The organism is Sulfurimonas sp., assembly GCF_029027585.1.
Classification (GTDB): Bacteria; Campylobacterota; Campylobacteria; order Campylobacterales; family Sulfurimonadaceae; genus Sulfurimonas.
Window position 1 is genome coordinate 678,965 of the sequence record NZ_CP093397.1, and the last position, 21,481, is coordinate 700,445.

The window sequence follows — 21,481 nt, forward strand, 5'->3', positions numbered from 1 at the left end:
AAAATACTTTATAAAACTCAGCAAAGCACAAAGGCTAATGCTGAATTTGAAAAATATTCTATTGTTGATTATTTATTTTCTATATACTCAACAACATCTTTAACAGTTTGAATTTTTTCTGCTTCATCATCAGGAATTTCAATGTCAAATTTCTCTTCAAGAGCCATTACCAATTCAACTACATCAAGGCTATCAGCACCTAAATCTTCAACAAACTTAGCATCTTCTTTTACTTCATCTGGGTTAACGCTTAATTGCTCAACTACTACTTCTTTAATATCTTCTAAAAGTGCCATTATAGCTCCTATTTTTTAGTATAAAATCGCGAAATTATAACATATATACCTTAATATTTACATATCAAAGTTTATGCCATATTTAATCCACCATTTACTTTTAATGTTTCACCTGTTATATAACTTGCATGGTCTGAGAGTAAAAAAGCTGTTGCCTCTGCTACTTCACTTGCGTTTCCGAAGCGTTTCATTGGAATGTTTGAAGTAAAATTTTCTTTAATCTCATCACTTAAAGCATCTGTCATCTCTGTCGCTATAAAACCTGGAGTTACTGTATTGTAACGGATACCACTTGTCCCTGCTTCTTTTGCAAAACTTTTAGTCATGGCTATTACTCCACCCTTAGATGCTGCATAATTTGTTTGTCCCGCGTTACCTGTTTCACCAACTATGGAAGCTATGTTTACAACTGCTCCAAATTTTTTCTTTCTCATCGCCTTCATAGATTCTCTACAACCTATAAAACAAGAAGTGAGATTTGCATTTATAACACTCATGAAGTCTGCTTCTTTCATTCTAAGAGCTAGTTTATCGTTTGTAATTCCAGCATTATTTACAAGGTAAGAGAGTTCTCCGTCACTTGATACTATTGTCTTTATAGCATCTGTAAAAGCGCTTTCATCGCTTACATCAAAACCAATAACAGCAGCCCTTCCACCCTCTTTTTCTATCGCTTCTTTTACTGCATCTGCTTGAACTGCACCACTTCTATAATTTATCCAAACTTTTAAACCAAAAGAAGCTAAAGTTTTTGCAATCTCTGCACCAATACCACGACTCGAACCTGTAACTAAAACATTTTTTCCACTAAATTTCATATTCTAAATTCCTTAATTTTATTTATATTAAACTTGAATCCATTTCAGATGGTATTTTTATATCCATCAGTTTTAAAACTGTTGGTGCGATATTATTTAAAGCGCCTTCTTTTACCTTTGTTACTCCATCTGCTATTACAAAACACCAAACTTTTCCAACTGTATGATTTGTTAAAACATTACCATCATCATCTTTCATCTCTTCACAATTTCCATGATCAGAGGTAATTACAACAGCATAATCATTTTCTTTTGCTTTTTGGATGATTTTTCCAAGTTCTGTATCCACAGTATTAACAGCTACTTTTGCCGCTTCTTCATCACCTGTATGACCTACCATATCTCCATTTGCAAAATTCACAACTACAAAGTCATAAGCTTCATTCATTGCATCTAAAACAGCTTCCCCCACTTCTTGTGCACTCATTTGTGGTTTTTCATCATAAGTCTTTACATCAGGAGAAGGTATTAAAACTCTAGTTTCATTTGCATACGGTTCATCAATCCCACCATTTAAAAAGAAAGTTACATGAGCATATTTTTCTGTTTCTGCTGTGTGAAGTTGCTTTAGTCCATTTGCTGAGATAACTTCAGCTAAGGTATTTTTAGGAGCAATTTTTAAAAATAAAACAGGATATGAAAAACTTTTATCATACTCTGTCATTGTTGCTAGATTTATATTTAGTATTTTTCTTGTAAAATGTGAAAAACTAGCACTTCCTAAAGCTGTAACTAACTCTCTCATTCTATCACTTCTAAAGTTAATAGTTAAAACGCTGTCCCCTTCTTTAAGTCCGTCATACCCTTCAAAAGCAGTTGGTTCTACAAACTCATCAGTTTCACCAAGAGCATATGATGAACCTATATAACCAGCTGGCTCAAAGTCTGTTTTAGGAGTTGCTTCTACAATGGCTTCATACGCTCTTTGAAGTCTTGTCCAACGATTATCTCTATCCATCGCATAAAAACGACCAGACATAGTTGCTATTTGAATATTTTCACTTAAATGTTTCTCAACGATTCGTAAGTATTTTTGAGCAGAAGTTGGAGAAACATCTCGTCCATCTGTGATTAGATGCAAAAAAACTTTTTTTCCATTTTTCTCAGCAATCTTGGCGATTTCCATAAAATGGTCTATGTGAGAGTGAACTCCACCATCGCTCATAAGACCTATAAGATGTAGTGTTTGTGAAGAGTTTAAAAGATTTTTAAGTATTTCATTTTTTTCAAGTGTATTCTCACTAATAGCCAATGAAATTTTTACTAAATCTTGGTATAAAACACGCCCACTTCCTATGCTCATATGTCCAACTTCAGAGTTGCCCATTTGACCTTCTGGTAAGCCAACACTTAAACCAGAAGTATCAACAAGAGAATGAGGTGTTTCATCAAATAATTTATCGTATGTAGGTTTAGTTGCATTATAAAAAGCATTATGCTTTGTTTTAGAACTAAAACCTATCCCATCTGTTATAACTAAAATGGCTTTTTTACTCAATATAGTTCCTTTACAAAAGAAAGTTTTTGAGATTATACAATTATTTTAGATTTATTTCCAAACTCTCTTTCTAATGCGACTATGACAAGATGTACATTGAGTAAGTATTTGAGCATAATCTTCTATTGCTTCATCATAATCACCATCTTGTGTTGATTCAACTAAATCATTTGCATACATTTTAATCATTTTTGCTCTTTTTTTAGCAAATTTACCAGCATCTGCCACAGCATCTGGAAGATATGCACTTGCATCTGATGTTATCAAAGAATCCAAATTATCAATCAGTTTTTTTGCAGATTCTCTAACACCTTTTTTGTTATTATAAAAACCTGCCCTTTGTAAATCTTCCATTGCACTCAGCATAGTTCTCATATCCGATTTCAATTGTGCTTGTTCAAGTTTTGAACCGAATAAAGATGTTGCCACCAAAGCCCAAATCAATAAAAATTTAACTATCTTCATATTACCCCTTAATATTGAACTATCTCTTTTGTGTAATCTGATAAGGCTAAAAGAGTTGCTGAATTTTTAACTTTTTTCTTACCTTTTCTTTTTCCACCATAGAATTTTTTTAGTTCTGGCTTGTAAGCCTTAAAATATTCATGAAACTTATCTGGTCCTAAAACCGCAGATGCCCAAAGAGTATCATCTTCATCTATCTCTATAATTACACTAGCTAACGGTTGTTCAGCAGGTCCTGAAAGATTTTTACAGCCACTTTTCACATCAAATGCCGAAAGATGAGAAGAACAAACCATTACTCCTCCTTCTTTATAAGCCATTGTTTTTTTATCTTTTTGACAATACTGCAAGAAACTATCTTCTGGTGTTGGGTGAGCTAATTGATGAGAGCATATTGCCACAAAAGCAACGATAGTATTTTTTGAACCAACTCCACCCTTCCAAATATACTCTTCTCCATCTTCACTTTTTAACTTTACATCTTTTTTTGTTGTTTCATCAAGATTTAATAAAATTACAGGAGTTGAAACATAAGGATAATTAAAAACATAATTCGTTTCTTTTTTAAGTGAACTAGCTTTAATTGGTTTGCCATGGGCATCTAAGAGCTGTATTTTTTCATAAGTGATAAAAAGTGAACCATCGCTAGCATATAGCGTAGAGTTAATACTTGAAGGAGATACTGCTATAAGTACCCCTGTGGTACCTACTATTTTTAAAAAATTTCTTCTATCCACAAAAATCCTTTATTTGAAAACAGAAGAGTTTAGAACTCTTCTATTTGATTAACTAAATAAATCTCTCATAACTCCATTGTACCAATCATGAGTAGCTTTAGCAGTTCCTGTTGAACGGAATTTTCCACTTGGAGCTTTAGGTACATGACCTTTACCTTTAATGATTTTTCCTGTCCATGAGAAATCATGTGTAACCATAATAGCTTCCTCTGGATTATCACTTACCATTGAGTAACAAACATTACCAGCAGTAACTGATTTAGATTTAACAGCTAAAGTAAATGATTTTTTCTGAATTCTATGAACGATTTCATCTGCACACTGTTTACCTGCCCATACAGCAGTTTGACCACTTGGTGGAATACCATGACCTACAACATCACCAACAGCATAAATATTTTCATCTGATTTTGTTCTAAAAGAACAACCATTCATAAGAACTTTACCAAATGAATCTTGTGTAGTTGCCACACCTGACATAGCTACAACAGCATTTGACTTGTTGTTAGGGATAAGGTTAAGAACTTCATACTTTTCAGATTTTTTAATAGCTTTAGTGATTGCTAGTCCATCTTCATCTTTTTTACCAGTTGCAACTTGTTGCGTGAAAGAGATAGTTTTACCATCAACATCAACATCATCAATTTTACAATTATCCATATGCACTATTCTATCACCATATAAGTCATTCCATGCTTCTTTAAATGCAGCACCTTTTGCTATTTTAGCACTAGGGTTAAGAATAATTACTTTACCTTGAATGTCTTCTTTTTTCATATAAGTAGCTATCATACAAGCTCTCTCAAAAGGAGCAGGAGGACAACGGAATTTTCCTGATGGAACTGTGATAATGACATTACCATCTTCCATATCAGATAAACTTCTTTTTAAAATAACATGTTCACTACCTGGAATCAAAGCACCTGGCGCAGTTCTTTGGATTTGAGCGATTTTATCTTTTGAGAATGTTGGAAATTGTTGTTCATAATTGTAATCAATACCAGGAGAAAGAACTAAGATATCATACCCAACTGTACCATGTGCAGTTGTAACTTCTTTTGCTTTAGCATCTATACTAACAACTTCAGAACGCAACATACTATAACCATACTTTTGAACTGGCTGAGCATAATCATGTATAAAAGTACCTAAGTTAATATCTTTTAATTCACCTAAATATGTATTTGAAAATGGACAAGACATAAATGTGTCATTTTTTTCTATTACAAGAACATCAATATTCTTATCTTTTTTCTTTAAGTTTTTGGCAACTGTTAAACCACCAAAACCACCACCAATAACTACTACTTGATGTTTACCAAGAATATTTTTACTAGAACTTGCATTTGAGTTTGCCGCCGCTGGAGCAGCCTCAGCTTTACCACATCCTGTTACACTTAAAGCTGTTGCTGCCGCAACAACGCTAACTGCACCTATCTTTAGTGCATCTCTACGATTCATATTCATTTCTTCCCCTTTATATTTTAAGTCTTAGATTTTACCTGAGAAGATATTATATTTTATTATATAACATAAAGCTTATAAATAACAATTAGTTATAAATTTTAAACATCTCATCTTTTTTTATTAATAAGCTGTGATTATATTTTGATAACTTTACGAAGATTTAAATAAGTTATACTATAATATCTAATTTAAAATATTATACGATTTATTTATATTATTAGGACAAAATTTGTTATACTTTCTTCACGACATTTTAGACATTCATATACTTGGGTATATCACTATTAGAGCAGGAATTTCATTTTTTATTGCTCTGTTTTTTACACTTTTTTTACTTCCTCGTTTTATAAAATGGGCGCAAAGAACTTCAAGCGTACAGCCTATTAACGAGTTGGCACCAGAGTCGCATCAACAAAAAGCAAAGACTCCAACTATGGGTGGTATTGTCTTTATTGGCTCTACTATAGTCGCTTCACTTTTTACTATTAAATTTTCAAATCCTTATGCACTTGGAGCCATTTTAACTCTTATACTTTTTGCCCTTATTGGTTTTCAAGATGACTTTGCAAAGATTAAAAAAAGCCAAAATCTAGCTGGACTAAAAGCAAGAACAAAATTAGCACTTCAAATACTAGCGTCCCTAATTGTTACATCTTTTTTATGTATTTTTTCAGATTTTAACACTGAGCTATATCTTCCCTTTATCAAAATGCCTATTCTTGACATGGGAATCTACTCTATTGCTTTTTGGTCCTTAGTAATCATATCAACTTCAAATGCAGTAAATTTAACAGATGGACTAGATGGCTTAGCAACAGTTCCTTCTTTAGCGGCACTCAGTTCTTTTAGCATTATTATCTACATTACAGGAAATGCAACTATCTCATCTTATCTTTTGATGCCACATTTTAATGTTGGAGAAGTTGCAGTAGTTGCTAGTGCTTTGATGGGAGCTTTAACTGGCTTTTTATGGTATAACTGTCACCCTGCGGAAGTTTTTATGGGAGATAGTGGTTCTCTTACTATCGGTGCTTTTCTTGGTTATCTTGCCATCATATCAAAAAGTGAGATTTTACTACTTCTTATTGGCTCCATTTTTGTGATAGAAACTGTTTCTGTAATTTTACAAGTCGGAAGTTATAAGCTTCGTAAAAAAAGAGTCTTTTTAATGGCTCCAATACATCACCACTTTGAGATGAAAAAGTGGACGGAAAATAAAATCATTGTAAGATTTTGGATTATATCTATTCTTTCAAACCTTATAGCTCTCATAAGTCTAAAGATTCGTTAGATGCAAAAAATCTCTCTCTTTGGCTATGGAAAAACTACAAAGGCCATCGCAAAAGTAGCAAAAAATGCTGTTTTTTATGATGACAAATGCACTAAACCTTTTCGTGATGAAAATGGTTTTAAAGTAAATCCAGCTAGTGAGTTTAATGCAAAATACTCTTCACTTGAAATTCCCTCACCTGGTATTGCTCCTTCAAACGCACTTATACAAAAAGCTAAAAATCTTATAAGTGAATATGACTACTTTAAAGATACTCCACCTCTTAAAATCTGGATAAGTGGAACAAACGGTAAAACAACTACCACGCAGATGATGCAACATCTTTTAAAAGACAAAGGTTCACAAGCAGGTGGGAATATTGGAACTCCTTTAGCTGAGTTAAGTCTAGATGCTAAAGTATGGATATTAGAAACTAGTTCTTTTACCATGCACTACACAAATGAAGCGAGTCCAAATATATATGTTTTACTTCCTATCAACCCTGACCACTTAAGTTGGCATGGAAGCATGAAAGAATACGAAGATGCTAAGTTAAAACCACTTTTAACAATGCAAGAAGGCGAAATTGCAATAGTTCCACATAAATATAAAGACATTCAAACAAACGCTCATATCATAAGCTATGAAGATGAAAGTTCTTTAGCACAGTATTTTGATATAGATATGAAAAAAGTTAACTTTAAAGGTGCTTTTTTAGCAGATGCGCTTCTAGCAATGGCAGTCGATAAGATACTTTTTGATAGAGTAAACTATACAAAGATAAATTCTTTTGAACTTGACCCACATAGACAAGAGGAGCTAAAAGACTCCAAAAATCGCTTATGGATAAATGATACAAAAGCAACAAATATAGATGCAACCATAGCCGCACTAGCTAGATATAAGAACTCATCAATTCATCTTATTTTAGGTGGAGATGACAAAGGTGTTGAGCTTAATGAACTTTTTGAATATCTAAAAAATATAGATATTTGCATCTATACTATTGGCTCAAATAAAGATAAACTTTTCTCTCTTGGCAACAAATATAAAATTAACTCAAAACTATGCTCAAACCTCCTAGATGCTATATCTAAAATAGATAAAAATTTAAAAATAGATGAAGTCGCTCTACTCTCTCCAGCAGCTTCTAGCCTTGATGAATTTAGCTCTTATGCACAGCGCGGTGATGAGTTCAAACAAGCTGTTAAAGATATAAGCTAACTTTCAGTACGACCAAGATATAATTTCGCTCTTTAAAAGATGGCCAATTAGCTCAGTCGGTAGAGCAACTGACTGAAAATCAGTGTGTCCTTGGTTCGATTCCGAGATTGGCCACCACCTTTTAAAGATATTACTTTTTTAACTTACAATATTTACCGTGGCCAATTAGCTCAGTCGGTAGAGCAACTGACTGAAAATCAGTGTGTCCTTGGTTCGATTCCGAGATTGGCCACCACCTTTATTAACTATCCTTTAATAATTCTAATATTACTTCTCTAATTTCACTTTTATCAAAGTAGATATTTAATGCTAACTCTTGATTAAACTTTTTTAACAATTCATTTTTTTTAGAAATTCTTGCTTGTTTATCATCTTTTAATGGAGTCAATGCTTTTATGAGTTCTTGTTTATATCTATCAATGATATCCTGTTTTGTTTGTGTTGGTGTTTGAATTTTTGTTGATTTAGTATTACTTAGCGTAAAAATGACTATACCTATCAGTCCAATTATCCCTATGATTGAATATAAAATCTCTTCACTCATGTTTAGTCTTATTTAATTTGCTTAAAAAAGAGTTTAATTGATTTGCAAACTGTTGTGCATCTTTTGTGTTAAATGGTTTTGGTCCTTTTGTAAGCTCTCCACTATCTCTTATCTGCGCCATCAAATCTCTCATGGCAAGGTATTGCTTTATATTGTCTATACTATATAGTTCACCTCTATGGTCTATAGCATGAGCATTTTTTGTGATAACTCTATCTGCAAGTGGAATATCCGCAGTAATTACTAAATCACCAACTTTTAGCATCTCTACTATTTTATCATCCGCCTCGTCAGCTCCTGCATCTACTATCAGGTAACTTATAAAATCACTTTTACCAATATCTATTTTTTTATTAGCTATAACATAAGTATATATTTTTAGTCTTTGAATGGCTCGATATAAAATCGGCTTTAAAAGATTTGGGAAAGCATCGCCATCTACATATATATTAATCATTTTTTATTACCAACTCTAAACCTTAAACTTATTTAAATTTGCACTACCAAAGTCCATAACATGAACAGCACACGCTAAACATGGGTCAAAGAAGTGTCTTGTATCTTTCAGCCAACCAAAGCTTCCTCATAGGCTCCTCTAACTCCATTAATATTATTGTACTATTTTTTCTTTATAAATGGTTTTAAGAATTGCATCTCATACTTGTTAAGACTATTAGTCTTTATCTTTTTTAAATTTATCTCGAATTATTAGAAATTCATCTATATGCTCAAAAAATATATCCATTAGTTTTGGATCAAAATGTTTTCCTCTTTCCTCTTTAAATAATTTAAAAATCTTTTCATCATTCCAAGCTTTTTTATATACTCTATCTGAACCCAAAGCATCAAATACATCAGCTAAAGCTGTTATACGACCATAGATATGGATATCTTCACCTATTTTAGCATTTGGGTATCCTGTTCCATCCCATTTTTCATGATGTTCTAGGGCAACAATAGCGGCAGTTTTTAGAAGTGCTCTATGAGAGTGTTTAAGCATGTCATACCCAAGGATTACATGCTCTTCCATTATCTTTTTTTCTTCATCATCAAGGCGTCCAGGTTTATTTAAAATTTCATCAGGTATTGCCACTTTACCTATATCATGCATAGGACTTGCTTGCTTTAACATTTCGGCTTCATCTTCATTCAAACCATAATAAAGAGCTAAAACTTTGCTATATTCAGCGACTCTCTTAACATGGTCTCCTGTTTCTTTTGACCTACTCTCAGCAATAGACCCCATAGTAAAGATTACTTCTTTTTGAGTTTCCGCTATCTCTGTTAAAAAATTTTGTGAATTTTGATGATAAGCAATCTCAAGCTTATCTGAAAGTTTGTTATACAAGTTTATCAATTGTCCAACTTCATCATTATATTCACTATCTATTCTTAATGTGAAGTCAGGATCTTCTTTTGTTAAGTTTTCAACTGACTTTAAGATGTTTTTAAACCTATGATATATAAGTCTATGTACATATAAACCCGCTAAAATCATAACAATAAAACCAATAAGTGAAATAATAATAGAATTTTTGAAAAACGAATTTGTATTGTTTGAAACCTCTTTTAAAGAGAGTACTATATTTTCTCTTGAAAAATATTCTACCTCTTCAAACAATAAAAATATTTCATTTGAATATTCTTGTAAAGCCATAGCATCTGACATATTAAATGCTTTGCCTTCTAATATATTTGAAGAAAAACTATACCCATAATCAAAGTACTTGTTAAATCCTTCTTCGTATTTTTTAGTAGTAACATCATACTTATTTAGTTTTTTTAAATTATTTATAACCTTTTTTTTAAACTTCAAGGTATTCATTAAGATTTCTTTTTCATTCGTAACAGAACTATCCAAAAAAGCATTTCTAATAGCTTTTAGTAGATAAAGATTATTAGTATATAAAGAAGAAACTGGTAATGCCTTTTCCTTTAAGGACTTAAGGTTTGAAGCATTATTATTGGTAAACACATAGCTATTGGCAATAATCACAACAATAATAATAATATTTATTAAAAAAAGTCCTAATAACTTTTGGGATATTGTTAAATTTGACATTTAATAAGCAAAACAAAAACTGACATTAAAGGCGTATATATCTTTGTCCTCTGTGCCAGATTCACGGGATATAACACCAAACTTTTCATAACCAACACTTTGAACTGTAGAAGACGATATACTCCCATAGTTAGTAGAGGACATTCTATCTATTTGCATCTTCAGTGCCATTCCTATTTTAATATCATACCTCACACCCAAAGAAGCTGTTGATTGAGAAAAATTACCCAAATAAAGAAGATCATCCAATTTTCTTTTTAACGCTTTACTTGTTGCATCTGATGTTTTTATGCTACTTGTATCATAATGACTTTTATCATTTTGATTTTCTGCATACATAATATAAGGGGTAAAATCATTTATTTTATACCCAACCATCATATAAGCTCCTATTGAGCTTGCAAGTAAACTATTCGTTTGAGAATAGGCTATCTCACTATCTAAAGTAAAATCATTATTTCTGAATTGGAATCCCAATGAATAAACTGATATAGTTCTGTTTTCATAAGTAAATCTATCCATATCATTTCCATAAGCACTTAATCCATTTACAATAGTTTTAGTTGTTGCATCATCTTCGATATTTACTTTTGATTTTGTATATGAAGCTTTATATTTAAACATATCACTGCTCAATTCTAATGCAAAAGAGTGTGAATCATCTACATCTATAACTACTTCTTCTATACTACCATTAATATTATCGCTAAAAGAAGCTAAACCTACGGCTGATATACTTAAAGTATAATCATTAAAAGTTTTATCGTATATTAATTCTATACCATCATATGTTCTTATGGGCATCAAATTATAAACTTCTACTGGTGGCTTAGCCCATAATTGTAAATAATCAATATCTAAAGATTCTGAATGAAGTAACATTTTTGTTTGAATTCGACCTCCACGAATAGCAAAATTATCATCAATATCATACTTTAAATTTAACCATGTCAGTTCTACTTTATAATTATCATTTTCTTTTCTTATCAAGCCTTGTGCTGTAAAAGTAAAATTATTATTATTTATGCTAATTTGCGCTCCAGCCTTGGAGTACGGAGTAAGACTCAAATCACTACTTACGCTATCATGACTATAATTATTAAGATAAAATCCAGAACTACTTAATTTACTAGCACTCAAGTTTCCAAAATAATTGAATCTTGTATTAAATTGATCCTCTGATACAAGAGAAGTTGTAAAAATTAAGAATATAATAATTTGTTTAATATTCATAAATCACCTTTGCGTCTAAATCAATTTCTGAGTAAACTATTGCCGATGGATTATTTTTTAAAGTTGAAATAATTTCAGAAGGTATTATTTTTTTGGGAGGTACATTTTTACCAGAAAATATCTGTTTCATCCAGTAGGCATGTAGTTGACCATCAGTTTTATTTATAATTTTAAGATAAAATTCGCTTTTTTCATCTTCATTATCATAAACAACAACGGGTTTATTATTTAATAATTTCGTTTTTTTTAAATATAAGTCTTTTAAAATTTGTACTGATATACTATCAATTTCACTATTATGCGATACATACACTTTCATATCTGAGCATAGTGTGGACATTAAAAAAAGTATACTTATAAATAATTTCATACTAGTTCCAAGAACCTAATGTTAAGCTGTACAAGTATAACTATTAGATTCTTTAATACTACTAAATATTAATTCCAACTATTCCATATTAGATTTTATGTGCTTGCATATCCGTATCTATATTCATAACATGAACGGCACATGCTAAACATGGGTCAAATGAGTGAAGAACTCTTAAAACCTCTAGTGGCTTGGAAGTGTCTTGTATCTTTAAGCCAACCAAAGCTTCCTCATAAGCTCCTCTAACTCCATCAAAGTTTTTAGGAGTTGCGTTCCATGTTGTTGGAGCAATTACTGAGAAGTTTTCTATCTTTGCATCTTTTATATTTACAAAATGACTAAGCATACCTCTTGGCACTTCAAAAAATGCTCTTCCTTTTGCCTCTTTTTTTAGAGAGTCAAAATCAAACTTCACCCAAGTATCTGTGTCATAATATTTTATATTTTGTATTAACCTTGAAACCAATTTAAAAATATACTCACAAATATAAGTCGTCTCAATTGCCCTAGCAGCATTTCTTCCAACAGTAGAAGACAAATCCATAAGTTCTAAGTCCGTAGATTCTAAAAACTCATCTACAAAAGATTTTATAAGAATATTGTCTTTTTTATAGCTGATAATTACTCTTGCCAAAGGTCCTGTTTCCATTACTTTCTCGTCATATCTAGGAGCTTTTATCCATGAATATTTATCATCATTTTTAGCAGTTTTTAAAGAGCCGTCTTCATTTACATCAGTATATTCTACTTCGTTGTCAAGAGCTTTATTTTTATACCAAGCTCTGTCTATCTCTTCGCTTATCTTACTTTCATCAAACTCTGAAATATCTTCAAAATCATGATTATAAATTACACCAGAACAAAATAAACTTTTATCATCAAATTCATAACCACCAACAGATAAAAAATTACCATTTGCTCTACCGTCTGCTACTTTTATCTCATCTCTATAAGCAATAGCTAAAAGTTTAGCATCTGGTAAATACGCTCTATCTATAAACTCCTTAGCTTCTTTAATTATAAATAGATAATCATTAAGTCTTTGCGGGTTTAACATATCTGCAACACTTGTAATCCCTCCAACAACAATACTTTGAGGGTGTGGTGTTTTTCCACCAAAAATAGCTACTGCCCTACTGATTTTCGTTTGAAATTTTAAAGCTTCAAAATAATGAGAAATCATAATAAGGTTTTGTTCAGGAGTTAGTTTATAAGCACTATGCCCCCAATACGCATTTGCAAATGGTCCAAGTTTTCCAGCTTCTACAAATTTTGCCAACTTATCTAAAACAGCCTCATAATGCGAATGCGAATTTCTAAAAGGTTTTTCATGATACTTGCGCGCTTCTTTTGAAGTTAGTTTTGCATCTGCTTTTAGGGCTGTCGTTATATCTACAAAGTCTAATGAATGAAGTTGATAAAAATGAACAACATGGTCTTGAATAAAAAGAGCCATCGCCATTAAATCACGAATAATCTCGGCATTTTTAGGAAGCTTTAAAGAGTAAGCATCTTCAACACAACTAACAGCCGCACGAAAATGAGAGTTTGTACAAACACCACATATCCTTCCTGCTAATAGTCCTGCATCTCTAGGGTCACGATTTTTTAAAATAATCTCAATGCCACGAAAAAGTTGTCCACTTACAAAAGCATCTTGAACTACGCCATCTTTATCAACTTCTACTTCAGCTCTTAGATGACCTTCTATTCTTGTTATTGGGTCTATAACTATTTTTTTCATTATTTATCATCCTCTTTATAGACTCGCTCATTTGCAAATTTATCCACAAAGCCAATTTCTGTACATGCCATACAACCATGACCAGCTTGAACTGGCCAACTTGTACCTTGGTTAAACTTCATTGTTGGACAATTAACATTTGCATAAGGACCTTTACATCCCATCTCAAAAAGACAGTATCCTTTTTTAGCACCTTCGTCTCCCCACTCTTGCACAAACTCTCCTAACTCATAATGACCTCTTCTCTCACAATTATCATGAACTCTACCTTCATAAGCCCATAAAGGTCGATTAAATTTATCTAAACTTGGCAACTCTTCAAACATTATATATGACAATAGTGTTCCAACTATATTTGTTGGGTTTGCAGGACATCCTGGAAGGTTTATAATATCATCTCTTTTTAATGCTTCAGCGACTCCCACTGCCCCTGTTGGATTTGGTGCTGCTGCTACGATACCTCCATCTAAAGCACAACTTCCAACAGCTAAAACTAAAGCGGCATCTTTTGCACACTCTCGTAAAAGCTCTATTCCTGTTTTAGCATCTGCACCTATTCTTAGAAATTTTCCATCCATTGCTAAGGGAACGGCACCTTCAACTATTAAGATGTATTCACCTTTTTGATTTTTAACAATATCTTGTAAAATTGTTTCACTTTGTTCACCACTTGCACTCATAAGTAGTTCATGATAATCAAGTGAAATATAATCAAAGATTAAATCTTCTATACTTGGATTTGCTGATTTTATAAATGCTTCTGAATTTCCACTACAATCACTTAACTCTAACCAAATAATAGGAATCTTATTTAGCATTGTCACTCCAGCATCTACAACCTGTTCAAAATTTGGATGAAGTTGCATATTTGCTGTGACCATTGAAACCCAACTATTTACTTCCGATTTTGCTATATCAAGAGACTCCATCGCCGCTTCTAAGTTTTTTGTAGTCAGTTTATTTATAGGATTTAGAGTATTAAATTTATCTAGTCGTTTTTGAACTTTAGCTATCTCTTTTTCTCTTTTTAAATCCTCTGGCGTTTTTCGTGGCATAGTTGGGTCTATTAAATGTTGAGATTCTTTTATAATATCTTGAACCATTATTTTACATCTACCACAAACTCGTCCAGCCTCACTAAAGTCCGAAAGCTCTCCAAAGGAGGTGATTCCTGTTTGTTTTACTATATCTACTAAATCTTGGACATATACATGCTCACAACTACAAACAAGTCTTCCTCTCTCACCAATTAGTCTATTTTCATAAAGATAATTAATATCAACTTTTTCACCACTATCTATAAGAGTTTGTATATATGCAATATCTACATTTGAGTTTATTCCTATAAACCTTGTTAATTTATCATCATTTACAAAATATTCATCAATTCTATTGTCTTTTTTAGAACTTATCAGTATCTTTTCATACTCATTTGTAAACTTAGCAGAATTCACTTCAACTAAATCGAACTCTCCAACTTTTAGCATATCTATACTAACTTCAAGTTCAAACTTTTTGACTTCTCTTTGTAAAATATGTGAAATCGCACAATCAGCTTGAGAAGTACACTCTTTAACATGTCCAGCAACAAAACCAAACTTTTCTACCTCAGCACATTCACCAACAGCATATATATTTTCATCTTCACTTTGCATATACCTGTTTGTTAAGATACCTCTGTTACACCTAAGCTCATCTCTAAACTCTTGTATATTTGGTTTAATCCCAATGCCAAATATAATAAAAGGGTTTCGTATATTTAGTTTTTTAGTTTTAAGAAGTGTGACTTCACCATTTGTTATAACTTTATCAACTATCTCATCTTCATAAGATATGTTGATTTTTCCACTACTTAAATAACAGTCTTGTATGATTTTTATAGCATCTATGCTTAGATGCTTAGAGTATAGATGCTTAGCTCGTATGAGTAGCGTGATTTTTAAGACATTTGGCATCTTGCTTAGAGTTTCTAAAAGCTCAAGAGAAATCGGACCACTACCAACTATAACTACTTCTCTACTCTTTATGCCATCTTTTATGAGAGTACAATCGTCTGCACTTCTAAAAATGGCTACATTTGAAATACCCTCGTTGTTAAATAATGAGATAGGAAGTGAGCCTGTTGCCATGATAAGTTTGTCATAAGTAAACATGGAAGTATGAGAAAATACTCGTTTAGCTTTTTTATCTATTTTAATTATTTTTTGATTTAACTCTACCTTTAGCATAGGGTCAAGAGTTAAAGAGATGTCCGAAGTTATTTGTGAGCCATCAACTAAACGACAAAGATGAATCCTGTCATAAGGCATATACTTTTCATCACTTAAGATAGTGATTTCCAGATGCGAACCAAGTTTTTTTAGGTTATTTGCTAAATATACAGCAGCGATGCCACCACCAACAATTATGACTCTCATATAAATTCCTAGTATTGTTTACAACAAGCTTACACTATAAATAATAAAACTGTCTTGAATCGATGTTATATATAAATAATTTAAGTTTAAAGGTATTATTCGCTATAATAAAAAATAATATTTAATTCGGAGGTTACAACATGAAAAATTTATCTATAAAGACACAGATATTAGCGCTCGTAATTATTTCTTTAATTACTTTGTCTGCAATCCTTACCTTTGCTTCAATTAGTAAAAGTAAAGATGCTTTAATGGAAAAAAGCTACAATAGCTTAACATCAGCGAGAGATTCTAAAGCTGAACAGATTCAAAATTTCTTTAAAGAAAGAATTAGCGATATTAATATCATTGTATCTAGTGATAATGTAGAAGCTTTAGTAAATAGTTTAAATGGATTAGATAATAAGCTATTTATAGATCCAAAAGGTGCATTTCCGATAACTAACCCAGAAGTTATAAAAGCAACAGCTCCACATGAAGAATTCTTTAATAAATATATAAAAGAGTATGGTTATTATGATTTATTTTTGATTGATCCAGAAGATGGTCATGTTATCTATACAGTATCAAAAGAATCTGATTATGGTGCAAATCTTATAACAGGAAGTTTAAAAAATAGTGGACTTGCTGAAGTATTTAAAAAAGTAAAAGAGTTTAAAAGAGCTGTATTTGTAGATATGCAACCTTATGCCCCAAGTAATGGTGCTCCAGCTATGTTTTTAGGTGCTCCTATAATTGATAAAGATGGACATTTTGAAGGAATTTTAGTATTTCAAATTTCAGATGCTACGATAAATAAAATCATGCAATTTAGACATGGTTACGGAAATTCTCAAGAAGATTATCTAGTTGGTCAAGATAAGCTTATGAGAAGCGATAGCTTCTTAGACCCTAAAGGTCACTCTCTAAAAGCTTCATTCGCCAATCCAACTACAGGTAGTTGTGATACACAAGCAAGTAGAAGTGCCTTAAATGGTCAAAAAGACACAAAAATAGTTATCGATTATAATGGTAATCCTGTATTATCTTCTTATGCTCCAATTAAAGTAGGTCAAGATTTAAATTGGGCAATACTAAGTGAAATAGATGAAGCAGAAGTTTTAATAATTCCAAATGCTATAAGAAACACTCTTATTGTAGGTGCTTTTATTATCTTACTAATTGTCATTGCAATTGCGTTTTTTATTATCTCAATAAGTGTTATTAAACCATTAAATGCATTTAAAATAAAAATACTTGAAATCTCTTCTAATCATGATTTAAAGCAAAGAGTAGATATAAACGCTCCACAAGAGATTATGGATATGGGTAAAAGCCTTAATACCTTACTTAGCTCTTTACAAGAACTAATAGCTACTTCTAAAACTTCTTCTACTGAAAATTCTTCAATTTCTCATGAGCTTTCAACTACTGCCCTAAGTGTTGGAAATAATGTTGAAAATTCTGTTAATATAATAGAAGAAGCAACAGTCCAAGCAAAATCAGTGCAAAATGAAATAATAAATGCCATTTCTGAAGCTCAGAAATCTAAGAATGATATTGTTGAAGCGAATGAAAATCTAGGAACTGCGAGAGATGACATCATATCTTTAACATCAAAGGTTCAAAACACTGCACAAACAGAGGCGGAACTCTCCCAAAATATGGAAACTCTTTCAAAAGATGCAGAAGAAGTTAAAAATGTGTTAGTTATTATAGGCGATATAGCAGATCAAACTAATTTACTTGCTTTAAATGCTGCTATAGAAGCAGCTCGAGCAGGCGATCATGGTAGAGGGTTTGCAGTTGTTGCTGATGAAGTTAGAAAACTAGCAGAGAGAACTCAAAAAACATTAGCAGAGATAAATGCAACTATAAATGTTGTTGTTCAATCTATCAATGACGCTTCTACTCAAATGAGTGCAAATTCAAATGAAATACAAAAGCTTGCAAATATCGCACAAACAGTTGAAGACAGAATCAACTCAACAGTTGTTATAGTTAATGAAGCAGTTGATGCAAGTGATAGAACTGTAAAAGACTTTGAAAGCACTGGTAAAAATGTAAAAATAATTGTAACTAAAGTAGAGAAAATAAATGAACTCTCAGCTACAAATGCTAGAAGTGTTGAAGAAATTGCCTCGGCAGCTGAACATTTAAATACACTTACAAATGAGCTAAATTCAAAACTTGAAACATTTCATACTTAAAAGATTGTCCTAGTACCTCTACCCGAGGGCTAGGACAAATCCAAAAAATAATAGTCATTTTTACAAACTATATGTTATACTTCGAATATATGGGGCTGACCTGGTTTCGACGGGATCAAGTAGCTTTTGACTGCATGTCGGACTGAGCACTTCCGTTACACGGCTTAAAATTGCTTAAACGCAAACAATACAAATTATCGCCCAGCTTTAGCAGTAGCTTAAGTTTTACCCCCTCTTAGAGGACGGGCTGCTTCACCGATGGACTCTAGATAAGTCGGATTCGAAGTATAACCCCTATGTAGATATATGTTAAGTCTGTCTCAGCTTAAGATGAACCTTGAGGCTCGTTCTGTGTAGCTTTGCAAGTTGTGTGAAGCAGAATTAAACTTTAACGGCTTTTCTAAGCATGTAGAGGTCAGGAGTAGCGTGGTTTCGGACTGGAGTTCGATTCTCCACAGCTCCACCAATATTTAATCTCATACACTCCAATATAATCTAATAGACCCCTAAAGTAAACACTTTTTAAGCATTTGTTAATCTCAGTTAGTCTAAGCTACTGCAATACAATGTACCTGCTAATGGTACATAATTTAGTACATTACGATAATAACTTCTTTATCACTCTCTAAAATGTACCAAAAAGGATTTTAAATGTCTAAATTACAAGCTGTTACACTCTCCAGACTAAAACCTAAAGACAAGCCCTACACAGTAGCAGATGGTAATGGCTTATCATTACTCATCAAAACAGATGGAACTAAACTATGGGAATTCAGATTTACTAGTCCAACAAAATTAAAAAGAAGAAAATCATCTTTTGGAAAATTTCCTGATGTACCTTTAACCTTGGCACGAGAAAAAGCACAAAATTACAGAGAACTAATATCTAAAGAAATAGACCCCATAGATAAAAAACAAGAAGATAAGATAAAACTACAAATTGCCCAAGATGGAATATTTGATAAAGTAGTTGACGAGTGGTTTATAAAACAAGAGAAAGAACTTGCTTATAGTATAATGGTTCCCTTTTTCAAGACCAGTAAAACAAGTTTTCTTATTTTACCTCTTTACGATACCAGTGGTAACAGTTTTGCTCCTTTAGGATCTAAATTATTGACAGCTTTATAATAAACTTCATTTGGAGTTTTATATCCAATCGCCGAATGTAATCTTTTTTTGTTGTAAGAGTTCATATATATTTTTATTGCTCGATTGAGAGATTTTATATTCTTATATTCATTCAGATAAATTTCTTCATACTTAATACTTCGCCAGAATCTTTCGATGCAAATATTATCAGTAGCTCTACCTTTTCCATCCATTGAAATTTTAATGTTGTGTTTTTTGAGAATATCAACATGAACTTTTGAAGTATATTGACTTCCCTGGTCTGTGTTAAATATCTCTGGTTTAGGATAAAATGCGAGTGCTTCATTTAACACACTTTTAACTAAGGAAATATCCATTGTGTTAGAAAGTTTCCATGAGAGTATTTTTTTACTATGCCAATCTATTATTGCGGCTAAATATACAAAGCCTTTTTCCAGTTTGATATAAGTAATATCTGTACTCCAGACTTGATTAGTTTTTTCAATTACAACACGTCCAGCATAATCTCTAAAATCTTTTAGGAGATATGGATACTTATAATGTTCTTTGTTTGCTGTAGTGGTCTTAGGCTTAGGATACAAGGCTTCTATACCCATATACTTCATAGCTTTCTTAACGAACTTTTTCCCTATGCTATACCCATCTCTTAAAAGTTGAGCATGAATTCTTCTACTTCCATATGATGGAAAGTCTGAATATATATTATTTATAGCATCTAATATTTTCAAGTCTTTACCTCTACTAAACGGTTTAGTTGGAGTATAGTACAAACTCGACTTACTTACCTGTAGCAATTGACACTGCTTATTCTGTGATAATTTATGCTTAGCATCAAGTAGAGTTTTTCTCTCTTTAGATGAGGCCAAGCTTTTTAGCTTTTCCACAAGAAAATCCTTCTCAACAATTGTCTCTCCAAGTTTTTTTGCAATTGCATCTTTTTCATATTTAAGAGTATCAATTTCATCTTTGTATTCTTTTACAACAGTACTTTTATCAAATGCTAATGACATATTCTCAAGAAACTGTTTTTTCCAATTTCTTAAACTTAGAGGTAGGACTTCATATCCACTAGCTATTTCATTAACAGTTTTTTCACCCTCTAAAACTTCCAGTACTACTTTTGCTTTAAAATTTGCACTATAACTTTTTCTTTTTGCACTCATATTTAATTCCTATATTCTCTATTTCAATTTTATCATTTTTGAAATAAGAAAACAAATTTTACTGGTTCAGTTTTAGGGGTTCATTATACCTAAAAAAAAGAGACAAAAAAGAACCAAATTTTTGGAAAACCATGCCTATATAATTTTATAATACTCTCATACAAACTCAATAAATCTTATTAAATTCTATAAGATTTAAAAAGGAAATTAGAGATGCAAAATGAAATTAGATGGATGAGAGTTGATAGCTTGTCGACGTACACGGGAATTGGAATTTCAACTTTGTGGAAAATGGTAAAAGATGGACGAATAAAATCAAAAAAATTTCTACACGAATTACCGTATTTGATAAAATCGAAATTGATAAAATGATGTTAAATGTCGACTCATAAACCGGTACCATATTTTCCACATCAAGATTTACGGAATCAAAGACAAATGAAAAGAGCGATGTCAGACTTTCCTGGTGGTGTTGGATACGGCGCGATTGTTATTTTAATAGAACATCTAAAATCTGAGCCAAACTATGAATATCCATTAAATGATTTGGATTTATTAGCAATTGAATTTAATATTTCACTTCCCATTTTGAGTACCATAATTAAAAATTATGACTATTTTGATATAAAAGAAGATGAAAACGGTACACAATTTTTTTCTCCAATGTTGATAAATTTGATGATTCCATATGATGAAAAAGTTGAAAAAAATCGGATAGCTGGGAAAATTTCTGCAAAGAAAAAAAAAGAAAAGCAAGAGCAACAACTAAAACAATTAGAATCATTCTCAAAAAAGAATGAGAATTTTATCATAAATGACGAGATACCAAATGTCACATTTTAAAATGTGACAAAATAAAAAAGCTTAATACAAA

General features: G+C 31.8%; 18 protein-coding genes, 2 tRNA genes, 1 other RNA gene and 1 pseudogene. 8 read left to right on the plus strand and 14 right to left on the minus strand.

All coding sequences use genetic code 11. The features are described from left to right. Positions 1-68 precede the first annotated feature (68 nt). The 6 genes from acpP to MOV50_RS03585 form a co-directional block, all read right to left on the minus strand. On the minus strand, positions 69-296 hold the full coding sequence (acpP, locus tag MOV50_RS03560; protein WP_321779037.1) for an acyl carrier protein: 228 nt from the start codon (positions 294-296) through the stop codon (positions 69-71). Positions 297-367: 71 nt separating this feature from the next. Then, positions 368-1,114: a 3-oxoacyl-ACP reductase FabG gene (fabG, locus tag MOV50_RS03565; protein ID WP_321779038.1), complete on the minus strand. Its 747-nt coding sequence runs from the start codon at positions 1,112-1,114 to the stop codon at positions 368-370. Between the two features lie 22 nt (positions 1,115-1,136). After that, positions 1,137-2,612 carry a 2,3-bisphosphoglycerate-independent phosphoglycerate mutase gene (gene gpmI / locus MOV50_RS03570; RefSeq protein ID WP_321779039.1) on the minus strand — a complete coding sequence of 492 codons (1,476 nt, stop codon included), beginning with the start codon at positions 2,610-2,612 and terminating at the stop codon, positions 1,137-1,139. Between the two features lie 51 nt (positions 2,613-2,663). Further along, a complete protein-coding gene (locus MOV50_RS03575) occupies positions 2,664-3,077 on the minus strand; it encodes a hypothetical protein (RefSeq protein WP_321779040.1) in 414 nt (137 codons plus the stop codon). An 8-nt stretch (positions 3,078-3,085) separates the two neighbouring features. Next, positions 3,086-3,814 carry a Rieske 2Fe-2S domain-containing protein gene (locus MOV50_RS03580; RefSeq protein ID WP_321779041.1) on the minus strand — a complete coding sequence of 243 codons (729 nt, stop codon included), beginning with the start codon at positions 3,812-3,814 and terminating at the stop codon, positions 3,086-3,088. Between the two features lie 48 nt (positions 3,815-3,862). After that, positions 3,863-5,281, minus strand: coding sequence for an FAD-dependent oxidoreductase (locus MOV50_RS03585; protein ID WP_321779042.1), 1,419 nt, complete (start codon positions 5,279-5,281; stop codon positions 3,863-3,865). Positions 5,282-5,510: 229 nt separating this feature from the next. Between MOV50_RS03585 and mraY the strand changes: the two genes are divergently transcribed. From mraY to MOV50_RS03605, 4 genes are all read left to right on the plus strand, one after another. Beyond that, entirely contained in the window at positions 5,511-6,572 is a 1,062-nt protein-coding gene (gene mraY, locus MOV50_RS03590) for a phospho-N-acetylmuramoyl-pentapeptide-transferase (protein WP_321779043.1), read from the plus strand. After that, complete coding sequence (gene murD, locus MOV50_RS03595) at positions 6,573-7,775, plus strand: UDP-N-acetylmuramoyl-L-alanine--D-glutamate ligase (RefSeq protein ID WP_321779044.1); 1,203 nt, start codon at positions 6,573-6,575, stop codon at positions 7,773-7,775. A gap of 41 nt (positions 7,776-7,816) precedes the next feature. Continuing rightward, positions 7,817-7,892 (plus strand) — tRNA-Phe (locus MOV50_RS03600). 42 nt (positions 7,893-7,934) lie between these two features. Beyond that, a tRNA-Phe gene (locus MOV50_RS03605) sits at positions 7,935-8,010 on the plus strand. A gap of 6 nt (positions 8,011-8,016) precedes the next feature. On the opposite strand, the gene MOV50_RS03610 is transcribed toward MOV50_RS03605, so the two are convergent. From MOV50_RS03610 to MOV50_RS03640, 7 genes and pseudogenes are all read right to left on the minus strand, one after another. Next, complete coding sequence (locus tag MOV50_RS03610) at positions 8,017-8,319, minus strand: hypothetical protein (RefSeq protein ID WP_321779045.1); 303 nt, start codon at positions 8,317-8,319, stop codon at positions 8,017-8,019. Then, positions 8,312-8,776 (minus strand): YaiI/YqxD family protein, encoded by a 465-nt coding sequence (locus tag MOV50_RS03615; protein ID WP_321779046.1) that lies wholly within the window; start codon positions 8,774-8,776, stop codon positions 8,312-8,314. Before MOV50_RS03615 ends, MOV50_RS03610 begins: the two co-directional genes overlap by 8 nt. A gap of 216 nt (positions 8,777-8,992) precedes the next feature. Beyond that, a pseudogene (locus tag MOV50_RS13485) lies at positions 8,993-9,613 on the minus strand (HD-GYP domain-containing protein); the annotation flags it as partial. A 768-nt stretch (positions 9,614-10,381) separates the two neighbouring features. Next, on the minus strand, positions 10,382-11,614 hold the full coding sequence (locus tag MOV50_RS03625) for a hypothetical protein (RefSeq protein ID WP_321779048.1): 1,233 nt from the start codon (positions 11,612-11,614) through the stop codon (positions 10,382-10,384). Next, the gene (locus tag MOV50_RS03630) at positions 11,604-11,954 is read right to left on the minus strand and encodes a hypothetical protein (protein ID WP_321779049.1); all 351 of its coding nucleotides are present in this window, start codon (positions 11,952-11,954) and stop codon (positions 11,604-11,606) included. Before MOV50_RS03630 ends, MOV50_RS03625 begins: the two co-directional genes overlap by 11 nt. A 118-nt stretch (positions 11,955-12,072) precedes the next feature. Further along, positions 12,073-13,728 carry a nickel-dependent hydrogenase large subunit gene (locus MOV50_RS03635; RefSeq protein ID WP_321779050.1) on the minus strand — a complete coding sequence of 552 codons (1,656 nt, stop codon included), beginning with the start codon at positions 13,726-13,728 and terminating at the stop codon, positions 12,073-12,075. Then, positions 13,728-16,145, minus strand: coding sequence for a hydrogenase small subunit (locus MOV50_RS03640; protein ID WP_321779051.1), 2,418 nt, complete (start codon positions 16,143-16,145; stop codon positions 13,728-13,730). Before MOV50_RS03640 ends, MOV50_RS03635 begins: the two co-directional genes overlap by 1 nt. Positions 16,146-16,285: 140 nt before the next feature. On the opposite strand from MOV50_RS03640, the gene MOV50_RS03645 reads away from it, so the two are divergent. From MOV50_RS03645 to MOV50_RS03655, 3 genes are all read left to right on the plus strand, one after another. Continuing rightward, positions 16,286-18,334 carry a methyl-accepting chemotaxis protein gene (locus MOV50_RS03645; RefSeq protein ID WP_321779052.1) on the plus strand — a complete coding sequence of 683 codons (2,049 nt, stop codon included), beginning with the start codon at positions 16,286-16,288 and terminating at the stop codon, positions 18,332-18,334. 91 nt (positions 18,335-18,425) lie between these two features. Next, positions 18,426-18,800, plus strand: a transfer-messenger RNA (tmRNA) gene (gene ssrA, locus MOV50_RS03650). Positions 18,801-18,985: 185 nt separating this feature from the next. After that, entirely contained in the window at positions 18,986-19,462 is a 477-nt protein-coding gene (locus MOV50_RS03655; RefSeq protein ID WP_321779053.1) for an integrase arm-type DNA-binding domain-containing protein, read from the plus strand. Here the strand turns inward: MOV50_RS03655 and MOV50_RS03660 are convergent. Further along, complete coding sequence (locus MOV50_RS03660) at positions 19,402-20,607, minus strand: IS3 family transposase (RefSeq protein WP_321777146.1); 1,206 nt, start codon at positions 20,605-20,607, stop codon at positions 19,402-19,404. The two genes, MOV50_RS03655 and MOV50_RS03660, sit on opposite strands and share 61 nt — an antisense overlap. Positions 20,608-21,045: 438 nt before the next feature. On the opposite strand from MOV50_RS03660, the gene MOV50_RS03665 reads away from it, so the two are divergent. Beyond that, the gene (locus tag MOV50_RS03665; protein WP_321779054.1) at positions 21,046-21,450 is read left to right on the plus strand and encodes a hypothetical protein; all 405 of its coding nucleotides are present in this window, start codon (positions 21,046-21,048) and stop codon (positions 21,448-21,450) included. The last annotated feature ends 31 nt before the right edge of the window (positions 21,451-21,481 follow it).